Below are 15,635 nucleotides of genomic sequence, written 5' to 3'. Positions count from 1 at the left end.
ATCAATAGATCATATAATCAATTAAGATCAGAATAATCAAAAAGATCAGTTATTTAAAAAACAAGATTTTTTCTTTATTTATGATCTGTTTTTCTTTATTCTTCGGAACCATAGCACAACTACGGCTAGTGTGATCTGGATCTAAAATGACGGCTGATGAAAAAATTCTGATTAAAGCACCAAGAAGCCATAAGGATGGCCATCTTTTTGAGGTACATGAATCCTCTGCTGATTGGGTAGAGCAGTACCAACATTTCAAAGGGGTGACCAAAAGCATCTTAGAGTTGCTTAATCTGATCTCATTGCGAGGTTTCAGCAGCAAAGATGGACTTGTTTCAACAACTGAGATTGTTGAAGCCACAGACGGTCAACTGACTCGTGCTGCACTTCAGCAACGTTTACGAGCGGCTGTCAATATCGGCTTGTTTACCCAGACTCCAGTACGTTTTGAGGAAGGCCTAGCAGGCAAAACCATGCTGCATAAGTTTGTAAACCCAAACCAGCTCATTTCGGTTTTGGGGGCAACAAGCTTAGTCACTGACAAAGTTCGTCAGAATGAAAAGCAAAAACGTTCTAAGGCACTCGCACAAACCCAAGTGAACAAGCGCTTGTTGAATGAGCACGGCTTAAATACGCCACCAATGATGAAGGATGAAGCGGATCAATTTGTCGTTTCACCAACGAATTGGGCGGGGATCATTGACCAAGCTCTCGCACCACCTCGCACTCGTAAAAGCTATCAGAAATCCATGGTGTCGATCTCAGGCACCAAAGCGGTGATTGAAACGCGATCTTCCAAAAATATCATGACAGTCGATGATTTGATGACGCTGTTTGCGTTGTTTACTCTGACAGTGCAATACCATGATCATCATAAAGATCAATATCAAATGGATGCCGCGCACGTTCCGAATAAAACGCCGCTCTACATCACCGATATTTTGTCATTACGTGGCAAAAAAGACAGTGGCCCAGCGCGTGATTCCATCCGTGACAGTATCGATCGTATCGAGTTTACCGATTTCCAACTGCATGAACTCACTGGCCGATGGCTCAGTGAAAATATGCCCGAAGGCTTTAAGAGTGACCGCTTCCGCTTCTTAGCCCGTACCATCACGGCTTCAGAAGAAGCGCCCGTTGAAGGCAGTGATGGCGAAATTCGTATTAAACCCAACTTATACATCTTGGTGTGGGAACCGTCGTTCTACGAAGAACTACTAACACGCGATTATTTCTTCTTGTTCCCACCAGAAATCCTGAAACAGCATACGTTGGTGTTCCAGCTGTATTCGTTTTTCCGTAGTCGTATGGTGCGCCGACACACAGATTGCATGCTGTTGAGCGAGTTAAATCAGAAGCTTGCACGTAACATTGAATGGCGTCGATTCTCAATGGATCTGATCCGTGAGCTGAAACGCTTGTCAGACGGCAAAGGGACAGACGATCTTTTTGTTGTGAACTTATGGGGCTATCACTTAACGATCGAAACTATGATCGAGAATGATAAAGTGATGGATTACCAGATCGACATCAAATGTGACGTCGAAGAGGTGCTGCGTTACTCACGTGCTCGTACAACCAACGCAGGCAAGCGCAACATGGCGCCTACGCTGCCAAACCCGCTTCGTAATGAGATGGTAACCCGACAGCAGCTTGAAGCGCTCTCAGGCATCATTGACGGCGAATTTGAGCCTATTCAGCGCAAAACCCCGTCTCCGCGTGGAAATTTGGGGCGTCGAGTGAAGCAAAGAAAGCACCTTGTCGAGATCAACGCAGATGAGATCACCATTACTCTGTCGAAATACACCTCTCCAGAGGCGCTAGAACGCAGTATAACGGCGTTGTCTGCAATGACAGGGCACTCGTATGCCTCAATCAAAGAAGAGTGTTCTGAGTACATTGAGAAGCTAGATTGGCTGAGAGTAGGGGATGAACCGATTCCTTATGAGACTCTGAGCAAAACTGTAGAGCTGTTTAACACTCAAAACGAGGTTAAACATCTCACGATTGAACGTTTGATTGCTGGTTTAGCGGTGCGCCGTAAAGTTTGCCGACAAGTGTTTGATGGTCACATGGATGAGATGGTGTTCCGTGCTTTGGATGAAATGGCGATTTAATATGATCTCGCGCAAGCAGGGGTGAGTAATAGCCGTGACTGATTGATTTAAAATGTAACAATGTCTTTCGATGATAGAAAACAGACTCAACTCTAACAAACCACTGACATTAGATGTCTGAGCGAAGACTAACATTTATCTCGAATAGACAACCTTTTGTCCTTTCTGATGATTAATAGATTGGCTCATATTGTTACATTCATTCTGAATAGACTTCGCGAGTTTCTCCTCAAGAAACTCGCTTTTTTTTGCCTAATTTTCCTGAACACTCTTGATCATTCTTCCGTATTAATGTCGCAGTCCTTGATCATGTTTCCTTGTTTCATTCCAGTTAAGTGATCGCATTAAGGCGACATGTGATTCGATCAAGTTATTGGCTTGTTGTTGCCATTGGCTTTGATCTTGCTGTTGATTGCAAAATTCCAACGCCAATACGGTCAAATGCTGTAAGCGTTTTAAGCACCAATCTTTAAGCAGAATATCACTCATGGGTTGGCATGCCGCTTGTTCGAGCTTCGCGCTTGCATAGAGCAGAGTTTGGTAAGCTTTGTGATGGTCTTGATACCTGGCGTATTGAAATACTCTCAAACATCCATCTAGCCAGCAGGCGATGGCTTTACTTTGTTGATCAGACAGCTCAGGACCAAACACGGTATCAGGAGCTTCGTACAAGATCGCTTCTAACACGTCTACTTGATCATGCTTCCTAGTTTCATACCAATCCGAGATTTGATCTTGCCAGGAGGTCAGTTCCATCATGCAGCCTCAATCCATTGTTTAACAAAGTGATTCGGACCAACTTGATCATATTCATCAACCACAACACTGCTGCGATGACGGATCTCATCGGCGTCTATTGAGTAGTTTGGTTCATTTTTCACCAAGTTTCCAAATGGCAGATCAGGATCGGGCACGGCTGAGATCAACAACTTAGTGTATGGGTGCTGTGGATTTTTCAAGATCGCGTGCGTGTCACCCCATTCAACGATTTGCCCTTTATACATCACCGCTGTTTCTTCAGCGATGTAGTGCGCGGTGGCGAGGTCGTGGGTAATGTACAAAAAGCCAATCCCAAGCTCTTGCTTCATACGCTGCATCAAGTTCAATACGCCCAAGCGAATTGACACATCCAGCATCGATGTTGGCTCATCGGCCAAAATTATTTGTGAACCGACGGCCAGTGCGCGTGCGAGATTTACTCGCTGACGCTGACCGCCGCTGAGTTCGTGCGGGTACTTGTTTAACGTCTCTTCTGGCAATTCCACCAGCTTGAGAAGTTCCTCCAATCTCGCCGGGATCTCGCGGTCATGCTGCACCTGCTTGTGGATTTTCAACGGGCGAGTTAGATGATGACGAATTGTGTGGGTAGGGTTCAGCGATCCAAAAGGGTCTTGAAACACCATTTGTACCTTACTGCGATAATCTTGAATATCGTGTCGTGAGGTGATGTCATTGATATTGGTGCCGTTAAATAGAATTTCCCCTTCGCTCGCCGGGTAAACCTTTGTGATTAGCCTTGCACACGTGCTTTTACCGCAGCCTGATTCGCCAACGAGAGCCAATGTTCGCCCGGCGTAAAGATCAAAACTGACGCCTTGCAACGCTCGAAAAGTCTCTTCTTTGGCAAAGCCACCGCCCACAGTGAACTCTTTGATCACGTTTTTCATTTGAATGATCGGTTGACTCATGCTGGTGCTCCTTGTTGCTCTGGCTGCTTGTGAACATCGTGAATATTGGGGAACGAGGCCCACAATTTTTGCGTGTAAGGGTGTTGTGGGTGATTGCGGATCTCGTAAGCGTGATTGACTTCTACGATCTCACCATGGCGCATGATGGCGATGCGGTCGCACAATTGGCTCATCAAGGCTAAATCGTGGGTGATGAAAAGAACTGAGAAACCAAATTCTTCTCTCAGCTGATAAATTTGCTGCAGGATCTCTCGCTGCACCACCACATCAAGCGCTGTCGTTGGTTCATCCATAATAATGAGCTTAGGGTTTAAAGACAGCGCAATGGCAATAACCAGCCTTTGGCGCATTCCCCCAGAGAACTGGTGCGGATATTCACCCAGTCGATCTCGAGGGATGTTCACCAAATCGAGCAGTTTTTCGGCGCGATCTTTGGCTTGTTCGTTGCTGAGTCCTTGATGATGACGTAGGACGTCCGCAAACTGCTCTTGAATGGTCAGTACCGGATTAAGCGAGTTCATGGCACTTTGGAATACCATGGCGATTTCGCTCCAACGCAGCGCTCCTAGCTCCTTATCGGACAAACGTAAGATGTCCTTACCTTGGAACAGAATTTGTCCGCCAGAGATAAACGCGGGCGGCTTGTGCAGACGATTGATCGAAAAAGCGATGGTACTCTTTCCGCATCCAGATTCCCCAGCAAGGCCGAATACTTCGCCTTTTCCAATATCAAAGCTGACCGATTTCACCGCATTAAAGTCACCATTGTCGGTGATGTAGTCCACGCACAAATCTCGGATCTGGATGACCGGATCGCTGTGAAAGGCGTGACTTAAATTAATCTCACTCATTAAAAATACCCAACCAATGCAAAGGATAATTATTATCATTATCGTATGTGCAAATGAGAAGAAAGCGTAATCGACCGAATAGGTGAAGTGACTCGAAACTTGAATGAAAGAAAAAGTCGAATTTTGGTTACGAGAGTGTGATAAAAAAAGACAAAAATGAGAGCTGGATCAGCACACTTTTCTTAGGGGGAATTTTTCAAATTTAATCGTAAATTTGGCCTTTGGCAAAAGGTAAGTGATGAATCTATTAACGAGTTGATGAAAGGTCGGGAGGGGTCACATTTCCCCACTGTTTTTCTTACCTCCGCACAGTGGGTTTGCTATAGATTAGCTGTCCAAAACATGGTGTGTTCGGAGGAAATATGTCCATTAATTCTATCGACCATGAAGAGATGACCAACATCGCTCACAAGTGGGAATTACCCGAAGAAGAAGAAACCGTTGTGAAGCCAGAGAAAACAATGAAATCAGCAGAAGCCAGACGTCGCATTGAGGCACTGCGTGAAATCCGCGAAAGCGGGTTAAGCATTGAAGAAGCAAGAGAACTTGGCTTGATTCACTGATTCTCTCAATTCGGTGTACCACTCCATAGGGTAGCCAGCTGGCTGCCCTTTTTATTTGCTAACCCCATCATTTAACCGAAGTTTCTTGCTCGTTTTGTTTGTTCTCCAACCTTATTTTTATTCAGTCTGAAGTCACTTTGCTTGCTTACTATGGTTTGACAAATGGTAGAGGCGTTACTAAAAGATATATCAGTAGGATATGCCTTTTGTTGACTATCCATATCATCTAAGCAGGAGCGCGAATATGGTTGATCAGATCCTTTTCTACGAGCCCGATGAGCCGCACGGCTTCCTCTCCAACTTCTGTCATGCCCCCGTCGAAATATCTTCCCAATCTTGGCCCACCAGCGAACACTACTATCAAGCTCAGAAATTTGTTGATGACCAACTGCAAACCAAAATTCAGCATGCCCAATCGCCGGATGAAGCGTTCGCGTTAAGCCGTCAGTACGAGCATCTCGTTCGCAGTGATTGGGACAACATGAAGCTCTCAGTCATGGCGTTCATTGTGCGAGAAAAATTCCTCCAAAACCCGAAACTTGCTCAGAAACTGATGCGCACGGGCAATGCTTGCCTTACCGAGCATTCGCACAAGGACGCATTTTGGGGAGATGGGGGAGACGGTAAAGGTTTGAACCACCTAGGAGAAATTTTGATGAACGTACGCGCAGAGCTTCGACATGTCGAGCCTTACAATTTGGTTAAGTTCATCGACAAAGCCAAGCTGCCAACTCAGTGGGGCACATTCATGATGCACGGCTTCATCGAGACGGCTACAGGGAAGGAGCATCTCGCGCTTGTGTATGGCGACCCGACGTCTCAGTCTGCGCCATTGATTCGGCTCCATTCTGAATGTCTCACTGGGGACGCACTATTTAGCACCCGCTGCGATTGTGGTTTTCAGTTAAATCGTGCGTTGCAAAACATCGTCGAAGAGGGCAGTGGCGTGCTGCTCTATTTGCGTCAGGAGGGACGTGGCATCGGTTTAATCAACAAAATTCGCGCCTATCACTTGCAGGATGATGGTGCGGATACCGTCGAGGCGAATGAGCGTTTGGGGTTTGCTGCTGATATGCGAGACTATGCATTTTGCAAAGGGATGTTAGAGCATTTAGGGATTGACGAAGTGCGTCTGATGACCAACAACCCCCGTAAGCTTGCGGCTTTGAAAAACGCGCACATCAATGTCGTTGAGCGTGTGCCACTGCAAGAAGGTCGCAATCCAAGCAACCAACACTATCTAAAAACCAAAGCAAACAAATTAGGGCACATGTTTGATCCCCATTTTGTTGATCAAACGGAATGATCGTTTCTGGCGGGTATCAAATCGAATAGACAAAAACGCCAGCTTGAGAAGGCTGGCGTTTTAGTGGGGATCTCAAAAGCTGCACCAGTAAAAGGGCTAGGCGCGTTAAAGATAGTGTTTGACGATGTTATCGATCTCTCCCGAGGCTTTTAGATCCGACAGGCGTTGATTAATAAAGTGTTGTACTTCAGGTTTCATCTCTGGAGAAAAGGCCAGATAGATCGAATAGTCGGGGATCACAGCGCTAAAAGATTGAATCTCAAATTGTTCGAGTGGCAGTTCCAGACGTTTTAAGTTGTACATCACCCGCGATTCCATCTCGACAAACGCCGTATCGCCTGGCGTTCTCTGAATTACGCGATATGCGGAGTCGTAATCTTTAACGCGCATCTCGTTGACGGTTTTATCTTCAAAAAACGGCATTAAGTTTGGGTAGTCGAAACCTAGCAGCAACACGATGGAACGACCTTTGATGTCTTGCATGGTATTGAATTTAAAAGGCGCATCACTGCTGGATACCAACACGTGTTTTACAGTGTAAATAGGCTCTTTAGATAAGTTTTCTGACTGAACTCGGCCCCAATCAGGGCTGCCGTATGTCAGCCAGTTTTCTTCCCCACCCGCTTCTAATAATGAAATCATGCGCTTAAACGGATAGGTGTGAAAATTCACCTTATAATCTGAGTTGGCAAAAATCGCGTTCACAATATCCGTCACGATCCCGGCATGTTGTTGTCCTTGTTGTTCGATTTGAAATGGCCTTGCTTGGTCGGCGATAACGTAATAATTCACCTCTTCAGCGGCGGTCGCTGCACTGACTGCCATACAACTAAAAGCCAATACACGTAGAAGTCCTTTCATCCTATCCTCGATTATTATTTGCTCACGACTATATTTAGAGTAGCGCAAGATTATCGGAGTGATTTCATATGGATGTAAAAGAGCGAACTCAACGCCGGTTTAGTATCGGTAACCAGCTTATGCTGGCGGTTTTAACGTTGAGTTTGATCTTTACGTTAGTCATTTCTGCTATCAGTTTATACCGTGATTTTCAAGAAGAGTTGTCCCATCTCGACACCGACTTAAAACAAGTGGAGTCGAGCTACCTCTCCAGCTTTTCAGCCAGTTTGTGGGTTGAAGACCGTGAGCTGTTACTCACCCAAGCGCTGGGAGCGATGCGTTTGCCATCGGTGGATTACCTACGCATTGCTACCAAAGACGAAGTTATCATCGAGCTCGGAACAGAAATCAAGCAAGATGTGGTTGAGAGGCGTTGGCCGATGCAGTTTAGTGTGGGGGAAAAAACTTTTGAGCTCGCAGAGCTGACTGTGCAGTCTGACCTTAGCGCCGTCTATCAAGATTTATGGCAACAGTTCTTTTTTCTGCTCACGACAGAAGCGATAAAAATTTTGCTGTTGATGGTTGGGGTGTTGTGGGTTGCCTTCCGTTTATTGGTGAATCCTTTGCAGTTGCTTTCCGGTGCGGTGAGTGATTTTAGCGGCGGTAATGCGCCGAGTACGGTCACGCTGCCCAAACGTTGGTGTTTTGATGAAGTCAGCTTGTTGGCGCAAAAATACAATCGAAGCGTGCAAAAAGTGCGAGAGCATCAAGCCGAGTTAGAAGCCGAGCGAGATAAGGCGGAAGTCGCCAATCGCAAGAAAAGTGAGTTTCTCGCGACCATGAGCCACGAGATCCGCACCCCTATGAATGGCATTATTGGTGTGGCGTCGCTGCTTAGTGATACTAAGCTCGATCCGCAGCAAAAAGAATTTGTGGAGATCATCGATAACTCATCGCAATCGCTCATGACCATTATTGATGACATCCTCGATTTCTCCAAAGTCGAAGCGGGGAAGGTGGAACTCGCCAGCGAGACGTATCATTGTCGCCAGTTATTGGAGGATGTGATCAGCTTACACACAGTAAAAGCGCAGCAAAAGAATTTGCAATTGCTCAGTGATATCGACCCTAAGTTGCCCGCTGAAGTACAAGGAGATGAAGGGCGTCTGAAGCAGGTTCTCAATAACTTACTTAGCAACGCGGTCAAATTCACCGAGCGTGGTCATGTCAAATTACTTGTCTCATTGCACGAGCAAAACAACGATATCGCCCAAGTTCGCTTTCGCGTTGTGGACTCGGGGATAGGTATTGCCAAAGAGCACCAGCAAGCGGTGTTTGAACGCTTTCAACAGGCCGATGGCAGTACAACTCGCAAATATGGTGGTACAGGGTTAGGTTTGGCGATTTGTGCCCAACTCGTCCACATCATGGGTGGAGACATCAAGCTAACCAGTGAACTTGGCTTGGGAAGCTGTTTCGATTTCACCATTCCTTTAACGGTGGTGAGCGGTCTTCCAACATATACCGATCCGCTCAATGTGCTCGATTTTCCTCGAACAGAGGCGAATGAGGCAACGAACAAAAATCCAGATACGCCGTGGGTTTTGATTGTCGAAGATACAGAAGTGAATCAGAGGGTTGTTCGCATTATGCTGGAGCAGCTAGGGCTTAAAGTCAGTGTCGCGAGCCATGGTGAAGAAGCATTGCAGTTATGCCGCGAGCACGCCTTTGATCTCATCTTTATGGATTGCCAAATGCCAGTGATGGATGGGTTTATCGCGACAGAGCAGATCCGTGACATGAATGAGTGGGGCGCTCACGTGCCGATCATCGCATTAACTGCCAATGTCGTGAAAGAAGATCAGCAGCGTTGCTTTGAAGCGGGCATGAACGAGTTTGTTGCTAAGCCTGTGACGAAGGCGCGATTACAGCAAATCTTTGAACAATATTTGCCAAAAGCCCTCAAAAATATCGCCACACCCAAGTGAGTAACTTGAAATTGATCAAGTTAAGTGCGTTTCTATTCTGCAATTGTAACTCTGTATGCTATAGTGCGCGGCTAGTATTTAAAGTACCTTGAGGCTGTGAATGTCGTTTAATCTATCCCTGTTGCCGCCTGATGAAAAAAACAAGATCGAACTGGATAAACAAGCGTCGTTTTTGGTTTGGAAACTCAGAGAGGCCAAATCTGGCCCTGAAGCAATAGAAGAACAGCTGTCTAAGATTAACGATGCTGATGAAAAAGTCTTTTTTCAACAGGCAGTCGAAAAGTACAAACGAGTAATGGGTGTCGCATGATGCGAACCGTGGCTCGGTGTAAACCGTAGCGGCGAATGAGGTTTCCTCCCCATTCCTTTGCAGAGTGAAATGGACAATGTTTCACTCTTTGCTAAAATCCTTCGCATTAAATTTGAACTTAGAGAGACATCCCGATGGGAAGAAGTTTTGAAGTGCGCAAAGCCTCTATGGCGAAAACTGCAGGCGCAAAAATTAAAGTTTATTCCAAATACGGTAAAGAAATTTACATGTGTGCGAAAAACGGTGGTAGTGACCCAGACATGAACTTGTCTCTGAAACACCTAATCGCAAAAGCGAAAAAAGACCAGGTTCCTGCGCACGTTATTGAAAAAGCACTAGACAAAGCAAACGGCGGCGGTGGTGAAGACTACGTACCTGCACGTTACGAAGGCTTTGGTCCTGGTGGCACAAGCGTGATCGTCGACTGTCTAACAGACAACGGCAACCGTACTTTCCAAGATGTTCGCCAATGCTTTGTAAAAGTTGGCGCGAAAATTGGTGTGGAAGGTTCTGTGTCTCACATGTTCGATCACCAAGCGGTATTCCAATTCAAAGGCGAAGACGATGAAGTGATTCTCGAAACGCTAATGATGGAAGACGTAGACGTAACTGACGTTGAACTGGAAGATGGTGTGATCACAGTATTTGCTCCTCACACTGAGTTCTTCAAAACGAAAACAGCGCTAAACGCAGCATTCCCTGATCTGACAATTGATGTGGAAGAAATCACTTTCGTTCCTCAAACTCAAACGCCAGTAGCGGGTGAAGACGCAGAGAAATTCCAGAAGTTCCTAGACCTTCTAGATGACTGCGACGACGTTCAGCAGGTATACCACAACGCTGAGCTATAATTTTTAGCTTTCGTTGTTGTAAAAAAGGCTTCCCGAGGGAAGCCTTTTTTGATCGTGCTGATGGTTGCGAGTAGCGCTAAGTATTACGGTATTTGGAGTAACACAGAGACATGATTACGCCAAAGCAGATGCCCTGTGTCAGCATGGCTGTTCCGCCGTAACTAAAGAATGGGAGCGGGCTTCCCATTACTGGCAACAATCCACTCACCATTCCAGTATTAATAAAGGCGTAGAGGAAGAAGCTCATCGCCAAGGTGCCACTGACTAAGCGACTAAAAAAGTGCTCAGATTGGCATGCTAGCAACATCACCCGTGCTGTAATAAATAGGTATAGCGCCAGCAATACCACACAGCCAATGAACCCCCATTCCTCCGCATAGGTTGAAAAGATAAAGTCGGTATGACTTTCTGGAATAAAGCCCAGTGTTCCTTGTGTGGCATTCATCCAACCTTTGCCTTTCATACCGCCCGAACCAATCGCAATCAGCGACTGAATGATTTGGTAACCAGAGCCAAGTGGGTCAGATTCTGGGTGTAAGAACTGAGTCACACGGCTTTTTTGGTAGGCTTCCATCACGAAAAACCACAGAATCGGGGCGAGCGTTAGAACGCTCACCACAAATCCACCAATGATTTTCCAGCTCATACCCGCAAAAAACAACACGAACAGTGCGTAGATCACGGTAAAGATCGCACCATCCAGATCGGGTTGCAGAGCGATCAACCCGGCGGGAACCAAGGTAATCATCAAACAAAGCGCGATTTTACGAAAGTCAGGTCTGCCGCCTTCCAGATGCAGCATCCAAGCGATCATGATCGGAATCGACAGCTTAATTAATTCCGAAGGTTGAAAACGAAAAAAGCCGATATCTAGCCATCGTTGTGAACCGTTAGTGCTGTCACCAAACAGCGCGACGGCCAGCAGTAACGACACTGCGACAAAATACAAGTATGGTGCCGATCGTTGATAACTGGCTGCTGGAATGGATGACATCACCAGAATACACACCAGTGTCAGTGCGCAGCGGGCTAAGTGTTTAAAGAGCATGGATTCATCGAAGCCACTGGCGCTCCATAGCGTCAGCGAACTCAATAACATGATCGGAATTATCGCCATCAAAAGTGGCAAATCGATTCTTGGAAAGAAACGCTTGTTCATTTACTACAACCTAAAAACGCTCTCAAAAGAGCGAAAACAACCAGAACTCAAGAGAGTTCAAACTATTCCGATGCTAAGAATCCAATAGGTCGGGTATGTTGGCTTTCTTAGATTTGTTGAAAGTGAAAGCACAACAGGCCTGTTCACAGATGTGGCGCAAAGGAGTGCGAGAAAGGAGGTGCAGCATCATCTGTTGTGGTACGTCGACTGGGAATGTTGTGAAGAGGATAAATACACCAGCCTTGATATTTTCGCCACTCTTTTTATCGTACTTAGTGTTGAATCCAGCAATAATTGATAACTCGCTCGGATGTTATTGTGTTTTCACTCAAAACCATTTATCGCCGCTCACGCCCATTTACTCCCTAAAAATACCATTGGTCGCATCCTACAGCTGACTATGAAGCGATGGCGTAATCTGAAACCATCAAATCACGTTCAACTAAGGACAGTCACCATGATGGTTTTCAATCTTCATTTATCCAGAGCCACAACCTTGCTCGGCGCGGTATTTGCAGCGTTTACCTTGAGTAGCAGCTTGGCGTTGGCAAACCCTACTGAGCAGTTACTAACCCGTTTTAACCAAGCCGCACAGGGCGACACGGGTTTGGTGGATACTGTACATAACGAGCTTGCACAATTAGTTCAAAAGCAAGGCGCTACGCCTGTGACATTGGTTTACCTTGGCAGCAGTGAAACCTTGCAAGGGCGCGATGCGTTTATGCCATGGAACAAGATGAAGTTCACTGAGCGCGGGCTTGCCACCATTCAGAAAGGTTTGGATTTAATGGCAAATCAACCTATGCCGATTCAAGAGCAGCAGCGTTTACAAGGGCTACCAGAATATCAATTGGCTACTGCGATGGCGGCCACCACTTACACTTCGCTTCCGGATATGTTTAATCACTTTGAGCGTGGGTACGAGCTGTACCTGACTCTGCTTGATGAACCGAGCTTCAATCAACAACCGTTCGCGGCAACGGCTTGGGTTTACCTTTACGCTATTGAAGCAGCGCTGCGTGCAGAGGACATGGAGCAAGCGCAGAAATGGTTGGCGAAAATGGAAAGTTTCGATAGCACTCACTTAGAAACGCAAACTGCCAAAGCGTTACTGGCTAAACATTAAGGAGGCGTCATGATCGTTTTCAGTCAACTTAGTCGCGATTACACCCTTGGCAGCCAGACCGTACGCGCGTTGCAAGAAGTCTCTGGTGAGGTGTTTGCCGGTGAAATGGTGGCGCTGTGTGGGCCTTCCGGCTCAGGAAAAAGTACCTTACTCAATGTGCTTGGCATGTTGGATTCTCAATATCAAGGTCAGGTAACGTTTGCTGGTCAACCTTACCCGAGTGGACAAATGCAGGCTGCGAAAATGCGCCGTGAAAAGCTGGGTTTTATATTTCAAAAATTCAACTTGGTGCCAGTGATGACGGCTTTGGAGAACGTCGCTTATCCGCTGCATCTCAACGGTTTTTCAAAAACTGAACAAACCGAACTTGCCTCACAAATGCTGGAACATGTGGGGCTGGGCGCATTTATCCATCACATGCCCGATAACTTGTCTGGTGGTCAGCAGCAACGGGTAGCGATTGCTCGCGCTTTGGTTCACAAACCTGCATTAGTGATTGCCGACGAGCCAACAGCAAGCCTCGATAGCCAAACCGCAAACAAAGTCATCGATATCATGAAAGGGCTTGGGCACGAGTTTGGTACCACCTTCATTGTCGCTACTCACGACCCTCGCATGGCATCACGCTGCGATCGCACCATCGAGCTGGTGGACGGCAAAATCATCCAAACGCACGCCAGTGTGGAGGAGGTCTCATGGGCAAGCTAATCCCCGTTTCGGCTCGCCTTGCTTGGCTGAACCTACAACGTAATCGCCGACGCAGTTTGTTGTCGATGCTGATCATCGCCATTGCCGTTTTTGCGCTGACCAGCGCAGGTGGTTTTGGCCTTTATACCTACGACAGCTTGAAAGAATCCACCGCGCGTGACACGGGGCATCTGACATTAACCACGCCGGGTTATTTCGCTAAAGAAGAAGAGATGCCATTGAGTAATGGTTTGAGCCATGCCGATGCGATCACCAAACAGTTGATTGGTTTGAGTGAGGTGCGAGGCGTACAGCCACGAGTGGAATTCAGCGGTTTGATCTCTAACGGCAGCAAGTCCTCGATTTTTATTGGCATCGGCGTTAACGAACGCGAGTTCGATATGAAAGGGCCGTTTTTGGACGTGCGTGATGGGCAGACGCTTTCCAACATTCATGCCTCTCGCTACGACGCTTCTGAGCCAGAAGTGATGCTTGGGGTGGATCTCGCCAATAATCTGAGCGTCAACGTGGGTGATTGGATTACCTTACTTGCTACTACGACAGATGGTGCTTTGAACGCTTACGACTTTAAAGTTCGCGGTATCTACTCAACTGGCGTTCCTGAGCTGGATAAACGCCAACTTTATGTACACATCAACAGTGCTCAGTCTCTGCTGGGGTCGGACAAAGTCAGTGCGCTGTCAGTATTTCTGTTCGACACCAGCTTAACCAACAAGGTTGAACAGCAAGTCGCGACGATTCTAAACAAACAAAAACCGAGCTTTGGCGATCAAGAGGTTGAAATTACGCCTTGGCAAGTGCGTGCGTTCTTCTATCTAAAAGTGAAAGATTTGTACGACCGTATTTTCGGCATTATGGGCGCCGTAATGGCTCTGGTCGTGTTTGTCGCGTTGTTCAACACCATGACTATGTCTGTGACCGAGCGTACTCGTGAAATCGGCACCTTGTCCGCATTGGGCAGTTATCCCCGAGAAATCATCGCCGGATTTTTACGCGAAGCGGGTTTACTCGCGGTGATTGGCAGTTGTATCGGCGCCTTGTTTACCGCGCTGGTGACCATTTTTTTGATGATGGTGGACGTACAAATGCCGCCACCGCCAGGACGCACAGAAGGCTATCCATTGACGATTTACTTTTCTTGGGAGCTGGTGGCTGCTGCAGGGTTATCAGTATTGCTGATTTGTTTGGTCGCGGCGTTTTTCTCGGCGCGTAAAGGCGTGAACAAGCCAATTACGGAGGCACTGATTTATGTTTAATTTCAAACCATTGCTAACCATCACACTATTGGCTGTCAGCAGCGTTGCGAGTGCTAGTGAACAAGTACTGGATGCACAACAAGTTGCGCAATTGATTGAGAAAGCCGACAGCTACCGCTTGCAAGATGATTCTTCTAAAGTGGTGTCGCTGGTGCGTTTGTATCAAGACCAAGAGTTGGACAAAACGCGTCTCTACCATGTGTACACGCGGCCAAATCGTGAATCGCTGGTGGTGTTCAAATCGGCGGTCGAAGCGGGGCAGAAGATGCTGATGATGGGCGATAACTACTGGCTGCAAATGCCTAAGAGCCGCCGTCCGATTCGTATTACTCCAATGCAAAAGCTGCTTGGTGAAGCCTCAATTGGTGATATTTCAACGTTGACGTGGAGCCAGGATTACCAAGGCGAGTGGAAAGCGACGGAAACCCTCACGATAAATGGACAGAGCATCGCGGCTTATCGCCTTGCCCTAACGGCCAAAACCAAGGGAGCGAGTTATCAGAAGATCGATTTGTGGTTGTCTGAGCAAGATGCGTTCCCGATCAAAGCGGATCTTTATTTGCGTTCAGGCAAGCTTGCCAAGCAAGCGCAATACGGACGAGTGACCAACCGCGGCGAAGATTACGTCAGTGAGATGACCCTGCTCGACAGCATTCAACCGAGCAAAAAGACGGTGATTGAGTATCAAGAAATCGTCCCGTGGCAGTTGGATAACAAATTCTACAACCCGAGTTATTTGCCGAAAGCCAATACATCGGAGCTGTAATTTAAGGTTATTAACGCCATCAAGGATGTTTTATGAAAGTGCGATTCTTTAACGCCATCATCAATGTAAACAGCGTTGCGATTAGCTTCATTGCCGCTTCATTCTG

The 15,635-nt window shown here is 46.8% G+C and carries 15 protein-coding genes; 10 read left to right on the top strand and 5 right to left on the bottom strand.

Annotation, left to right across the window (positions count from 1 at the left end; translation table 11 throughout):
* The first annotated feature begins 146 nt into the window (after positions 1-146).
* Positions 147-2,117 carry a replication initiator protein RctB domain-containing protein gene (locus NL646_RS09615; protein WP_005477480.1) on the top strand — a complete coding sequence of 657 codons (1,971 nt, stop codon included), beginning with the start codon at positions 147-149 and terminating at the stop codon, positions 2,115-2,117.
* 288 nt (positions 2,118-2,405) lie between these two features.
* Here NL646_RS09615 and NL646_RS09610 read toward each other — a convergent pair whose 3' ends face one another.
* The 3 genes from NL646_RS09610 to NL646_RS09600 are packed head-to-tail and all read right to left on the bottom strand — an operon-like array spanning position 2,406 to position 4,656.
* Positions 2,406-2,873, bottom strand: a complete 468-nt coding sequence (locus tag NL646_RS09610) for a hypothetical protein (protein WP_024700820.1) — start codon at positions 2,871-2,873, stop codon at positions 2,406-2,408.
* A complete protein-coding gene (locus tag NL646_RS09605) occupies positions 2,873-3,805 on the bottom strand; it encodes an ATP-binding cassette domain-containing protein (RefSeq protein ID WP_005464829.1) in 933 nt (310 codons plus the stop codon). Before NL646_RS09605 ends, NL646_RS09610 begins: the two co-directional genes overlap by 1 nt.
* Positions 3,802-4,656: an ABC transporter ATP-binding protein gene (locus NL646_RS09600; RefSeq protein ID WP_025535048.1), complete on the bottom strand. Its 855-nt coding sequence runs from the start codon at positions 4,654-4,656 to the stop codon at positions 3,802-3,804. Before NL646_RS09600 ends, NL646_RS09605 begins: the two co-directional genes overlap by 4 nt.
* Positions 4,657-5,018: 362 nt before the next feature.
* On the opposite strand from NL646_RS09600, the gene NL646_RS09595 reads away from it, so the two are divergent.
* Complete coding sequence (locus NL646_RS09595) at positions 5,019-5,219, top strand: PA3496 family putative envelope integrity protein (protein WP_005477395.1); 201 nt, start codon at positions 5,019-5,021, stop codon at positions 5,217-5,219.
* Positions 5,220-5,463: 244 nt separating this feature from the next.
* Positions 5,464-6,525, top strand: a complete 1,062-nt coding sequence (gene ribA / locus NL646_RS09590) for a GTP cyclohydrolase II (RefSeq protein WP_253664141.1) — start codon at positions 5,464-5,466, stop codon at positions 6,523-6,525.
* Positions 6,526-6,630: 105 nt separating this feature from the next.
* On the opposite strand, the gene NL646_RS09585 is transcribed toward ribA, so the two are convergent.
* Positions 6,631-7,386: an ABC transporter substrate-binding protein gene (locus tag NL646_RS09585; protein ID WP_253664140.1), complete on the bottom strand. Its 756-nt coding sequence runs from the start codon at positions 7,384-7,386 to the stop codon at positions 6,631-6,633.
* Positions 7,387-7,454: 68 nt separating this feature from the next.
* Between NL646_RS09585 and NL646_RS09580 the strand changes: the two genes are divergently transcribed.
* The 3 genes from NL646_RS09580 (at position 7,455) to NL646_RS09570 (ending at position 10,514) form a co-directional block, all read left to right on the top strand.
* Positions 7,455-9,353 carry an ATP-binding protein gene (locus NL646_RS09580; RefSeq protein ID WP_253664139.1) on the top strand — a complete coding sequence of 633 codons (1,899 nt, stop codon included), beginning with the start codon at positions 7,455-7,457 and terminating at the stop codon, positions 9,351-9,353.
* A 100-nt stretch (positions 9,354-9,453) separates the two neighbouring features.
* Complete coding sequence (locus NL646_RS09575; RefSeq protein ID WP_005464888.1) at positions 9,454-9,663, top strand: DUF3283 family protein; 210 nt, start codon at positions 9,454-9,456, stop codon at positions 9,661-9,663.
* A 134-nt stretch (positions 9,664-9,797) separates the two neighbouring features.
* On the top strand, positions 9,798-10,514 hold the full coding sequence (locus NL646_RS09570) for a YebC/PmpR family DNA-binding transcriptional regulator (RefSeq protein WP_005464874.1): 717 nt from the start codon (positions 9,798-9,800) through the stop codon (positions 10,512-10,514).
* Positions 10,515-10,590: 76 nt separating this feature from the next.
* Here NL646_RS09570 and rodA read toward each other — a convergent pair whose 3' ends face one another.
* Positions 10,591-11,673: a rod shape-determining protein RodA gene (rodA, locus tag NL646_RS09565; RefSeq protein WP_005481706.1), complete on the bottom strand. Its 1,083-nt coding sequence runs from the start codon at positions 11,671-11,673 to the stop codon at positions 10,591-10,593.
* 457 nt (positions 11,674-12,130) lie between these two features.
* On the opposite strand from rodA, the gene NL646_RS09560 reads away from it, so the two are divergent.
* Genes NL646_RS09560 through NL646_RS09545 form a run of 4 tightly spaced genes read left to right on the top strand, consistent with a single transcriptional unit; the run spans position 12,131 to position 15,529 of the window.
* Positions 12,131-12,799 (top strand): hypothetical protein, encoded by a 669-nt coding sequence (locus NL646_RS09560; RefSeq protein WP_253664138.1) that lies wholly within the window; start codon positions 12,131-12,133, stop codon positions 12,797-12,799.
* Positions 12,800-12,808: 9 nt separating this feature from the next.
* Positions 12,809-13,507, top strand: a complete 699-nt coding sequence (locus NL646_RS09555) for an ABC transporter ATP-binding protein (RefSeq protein WP_253664137.1) — start codon at positions 12,809-12,811, stop codon at positions 13,505-13,507.
* On the top strand, positions 13,495-14,763 hold the full coding sequence (locus NL646_RS09550; RefSeq protein ID WP_253664136.1) for an ABC transporter permease: 1,269 nt from the start codon (positions 13,495-13,497) through the stop codon (positions 14,761-14,763). Before NL646_RS09555 ends, NL646_RS09550 begins: the two co-directional genes overlap by 13 nt.
* Positions 14,756-15,529, top strand: a complete 774-nt coding sequence (locus NL646_RS09545) for an outer membrane lipoprotein-sorting protein (protein WP_253664135.1) — start codon at positions 14,756-14,758, stop codon at positions 15,527-15,529. The genes NL646_RS09550 and NL646_RS09545 overlap by 8 nt, the downstream gene beginning before the upstream one ends.
* Positions 15,530-15,635 lie beyond the last annotated feature (106 nt).

The sequence above is a fragment of the Vibrio sp. Y20_XG_PY13 genome, assembly GCF_024181925.1.
Classification (GTDB): domain Bacteria; phylum Pseudomonadota; class Gammaproteobacteria; order Enterobacterales; family Vibrionaceae; genus Vibrio; species Vibrio parahaemolyticus.
This window is presented reverse-complemented; position numbering and strand designations above follow the sequence as displayed.

Coding starts and splice junctions, on each gene's coding strand:
- rodA (WP_005481706.1), bottom strand. CDS start 11,673: ATGAACAAGCGTTTCTTTCCAAGAATCGATTTGCCACTTTTGATGGCG.
- NL646_RS09570 (WP_005464874.1), top strand. CDS start 9,798: ATGGGAAGAAGTTTTGAAGTGCGCAAAGCCTCTATGGCGAAAACTGCA.
- NL646_RS09615 (WP_005477480.1), top strand. CDS start 147: ATGACGGCTGATGAAAAAATTCTGATTAAAGCACCAAGAAGCCATAAG.
- NL646_RS09545 (WP_253664135.1), top strand. CDS start 14,756: ATGTTTAATTTCAAACCATTGCTAACCATCACACTATTGGCTGTCAGC.
- NL646_RS09550 (WP_253664136.1), top strand. CDS start 13,495: ATGGGCAAGCTAATCCCCGTTTCGGCTCGCCTTGCTTGGCTGAACCTA.
- NL646_RS09580 (WP_253664139.1), top strand. CDS start 7,455: ATGGATGTAAAAGAGCGAACTCAACGCCGGTTTAGTATCGGTAACCAG.
- ribA (WP_253664141.1), top strand. CDS start 5,464: ATGGTTGATCAGATCCTTTTCTACGAGCCCGATGAGCCGCACGGCTTC.
- NL646_RS09595 (WP_005477395.1), top strand. CDS start 5,019: ATGTCCATTAATTCTATCGACCATGAAGAGATGACCAACATCGCTCAC.
- NL646_RS09575 (WP_005464888.1), top strand. CDS start 9,454: ATGTCGTTTAATCTATCCCTGTTGCCGCCTGATGAAAAAAACAAGATC.
- NL646_RS09600 (WP_025535048.1), bottom strand. CDS start 4,656: ATGAGTGAGATTAATTTAAGTCACGCCTTTCACAGCGATCCGGTCATC.
- NL646_RS09605 (WP_005464829.1), bottom strand. CDS start 3,805: ATGAGTCAACCGATCATTCAAATGAAAAACGTGATCAAAGAGTTCACT.
- NL646_RS09610 (WP_024700820.1), bottom strand. CDS start 2,873: ATGGAACTGACCTCCTGGCAAGATCAAATCTCGGATTGGTATGAAACT.
- NL646_RS09555 (WP_253664137.1), top strand. CDS start 12,809: ATGATCGTTTTCAGTCAACTTAGTCGCGATTACACCCTTGGCAGCCAG.
- NL646_RS09585 (WP_253664140.1), bottom strand. CDS start 7,386: ATGAAAGGACTTCTACGTGTATTGGCTTTTAGTTGTATGGCAGTCAGT.
- NL646_RS09560 (WP_253664138.1), top strand. CDS start 12,131: ATGATGGTTTTCAATCTTCATTTATCCAGAGCCACAACCTTGCTCGGC.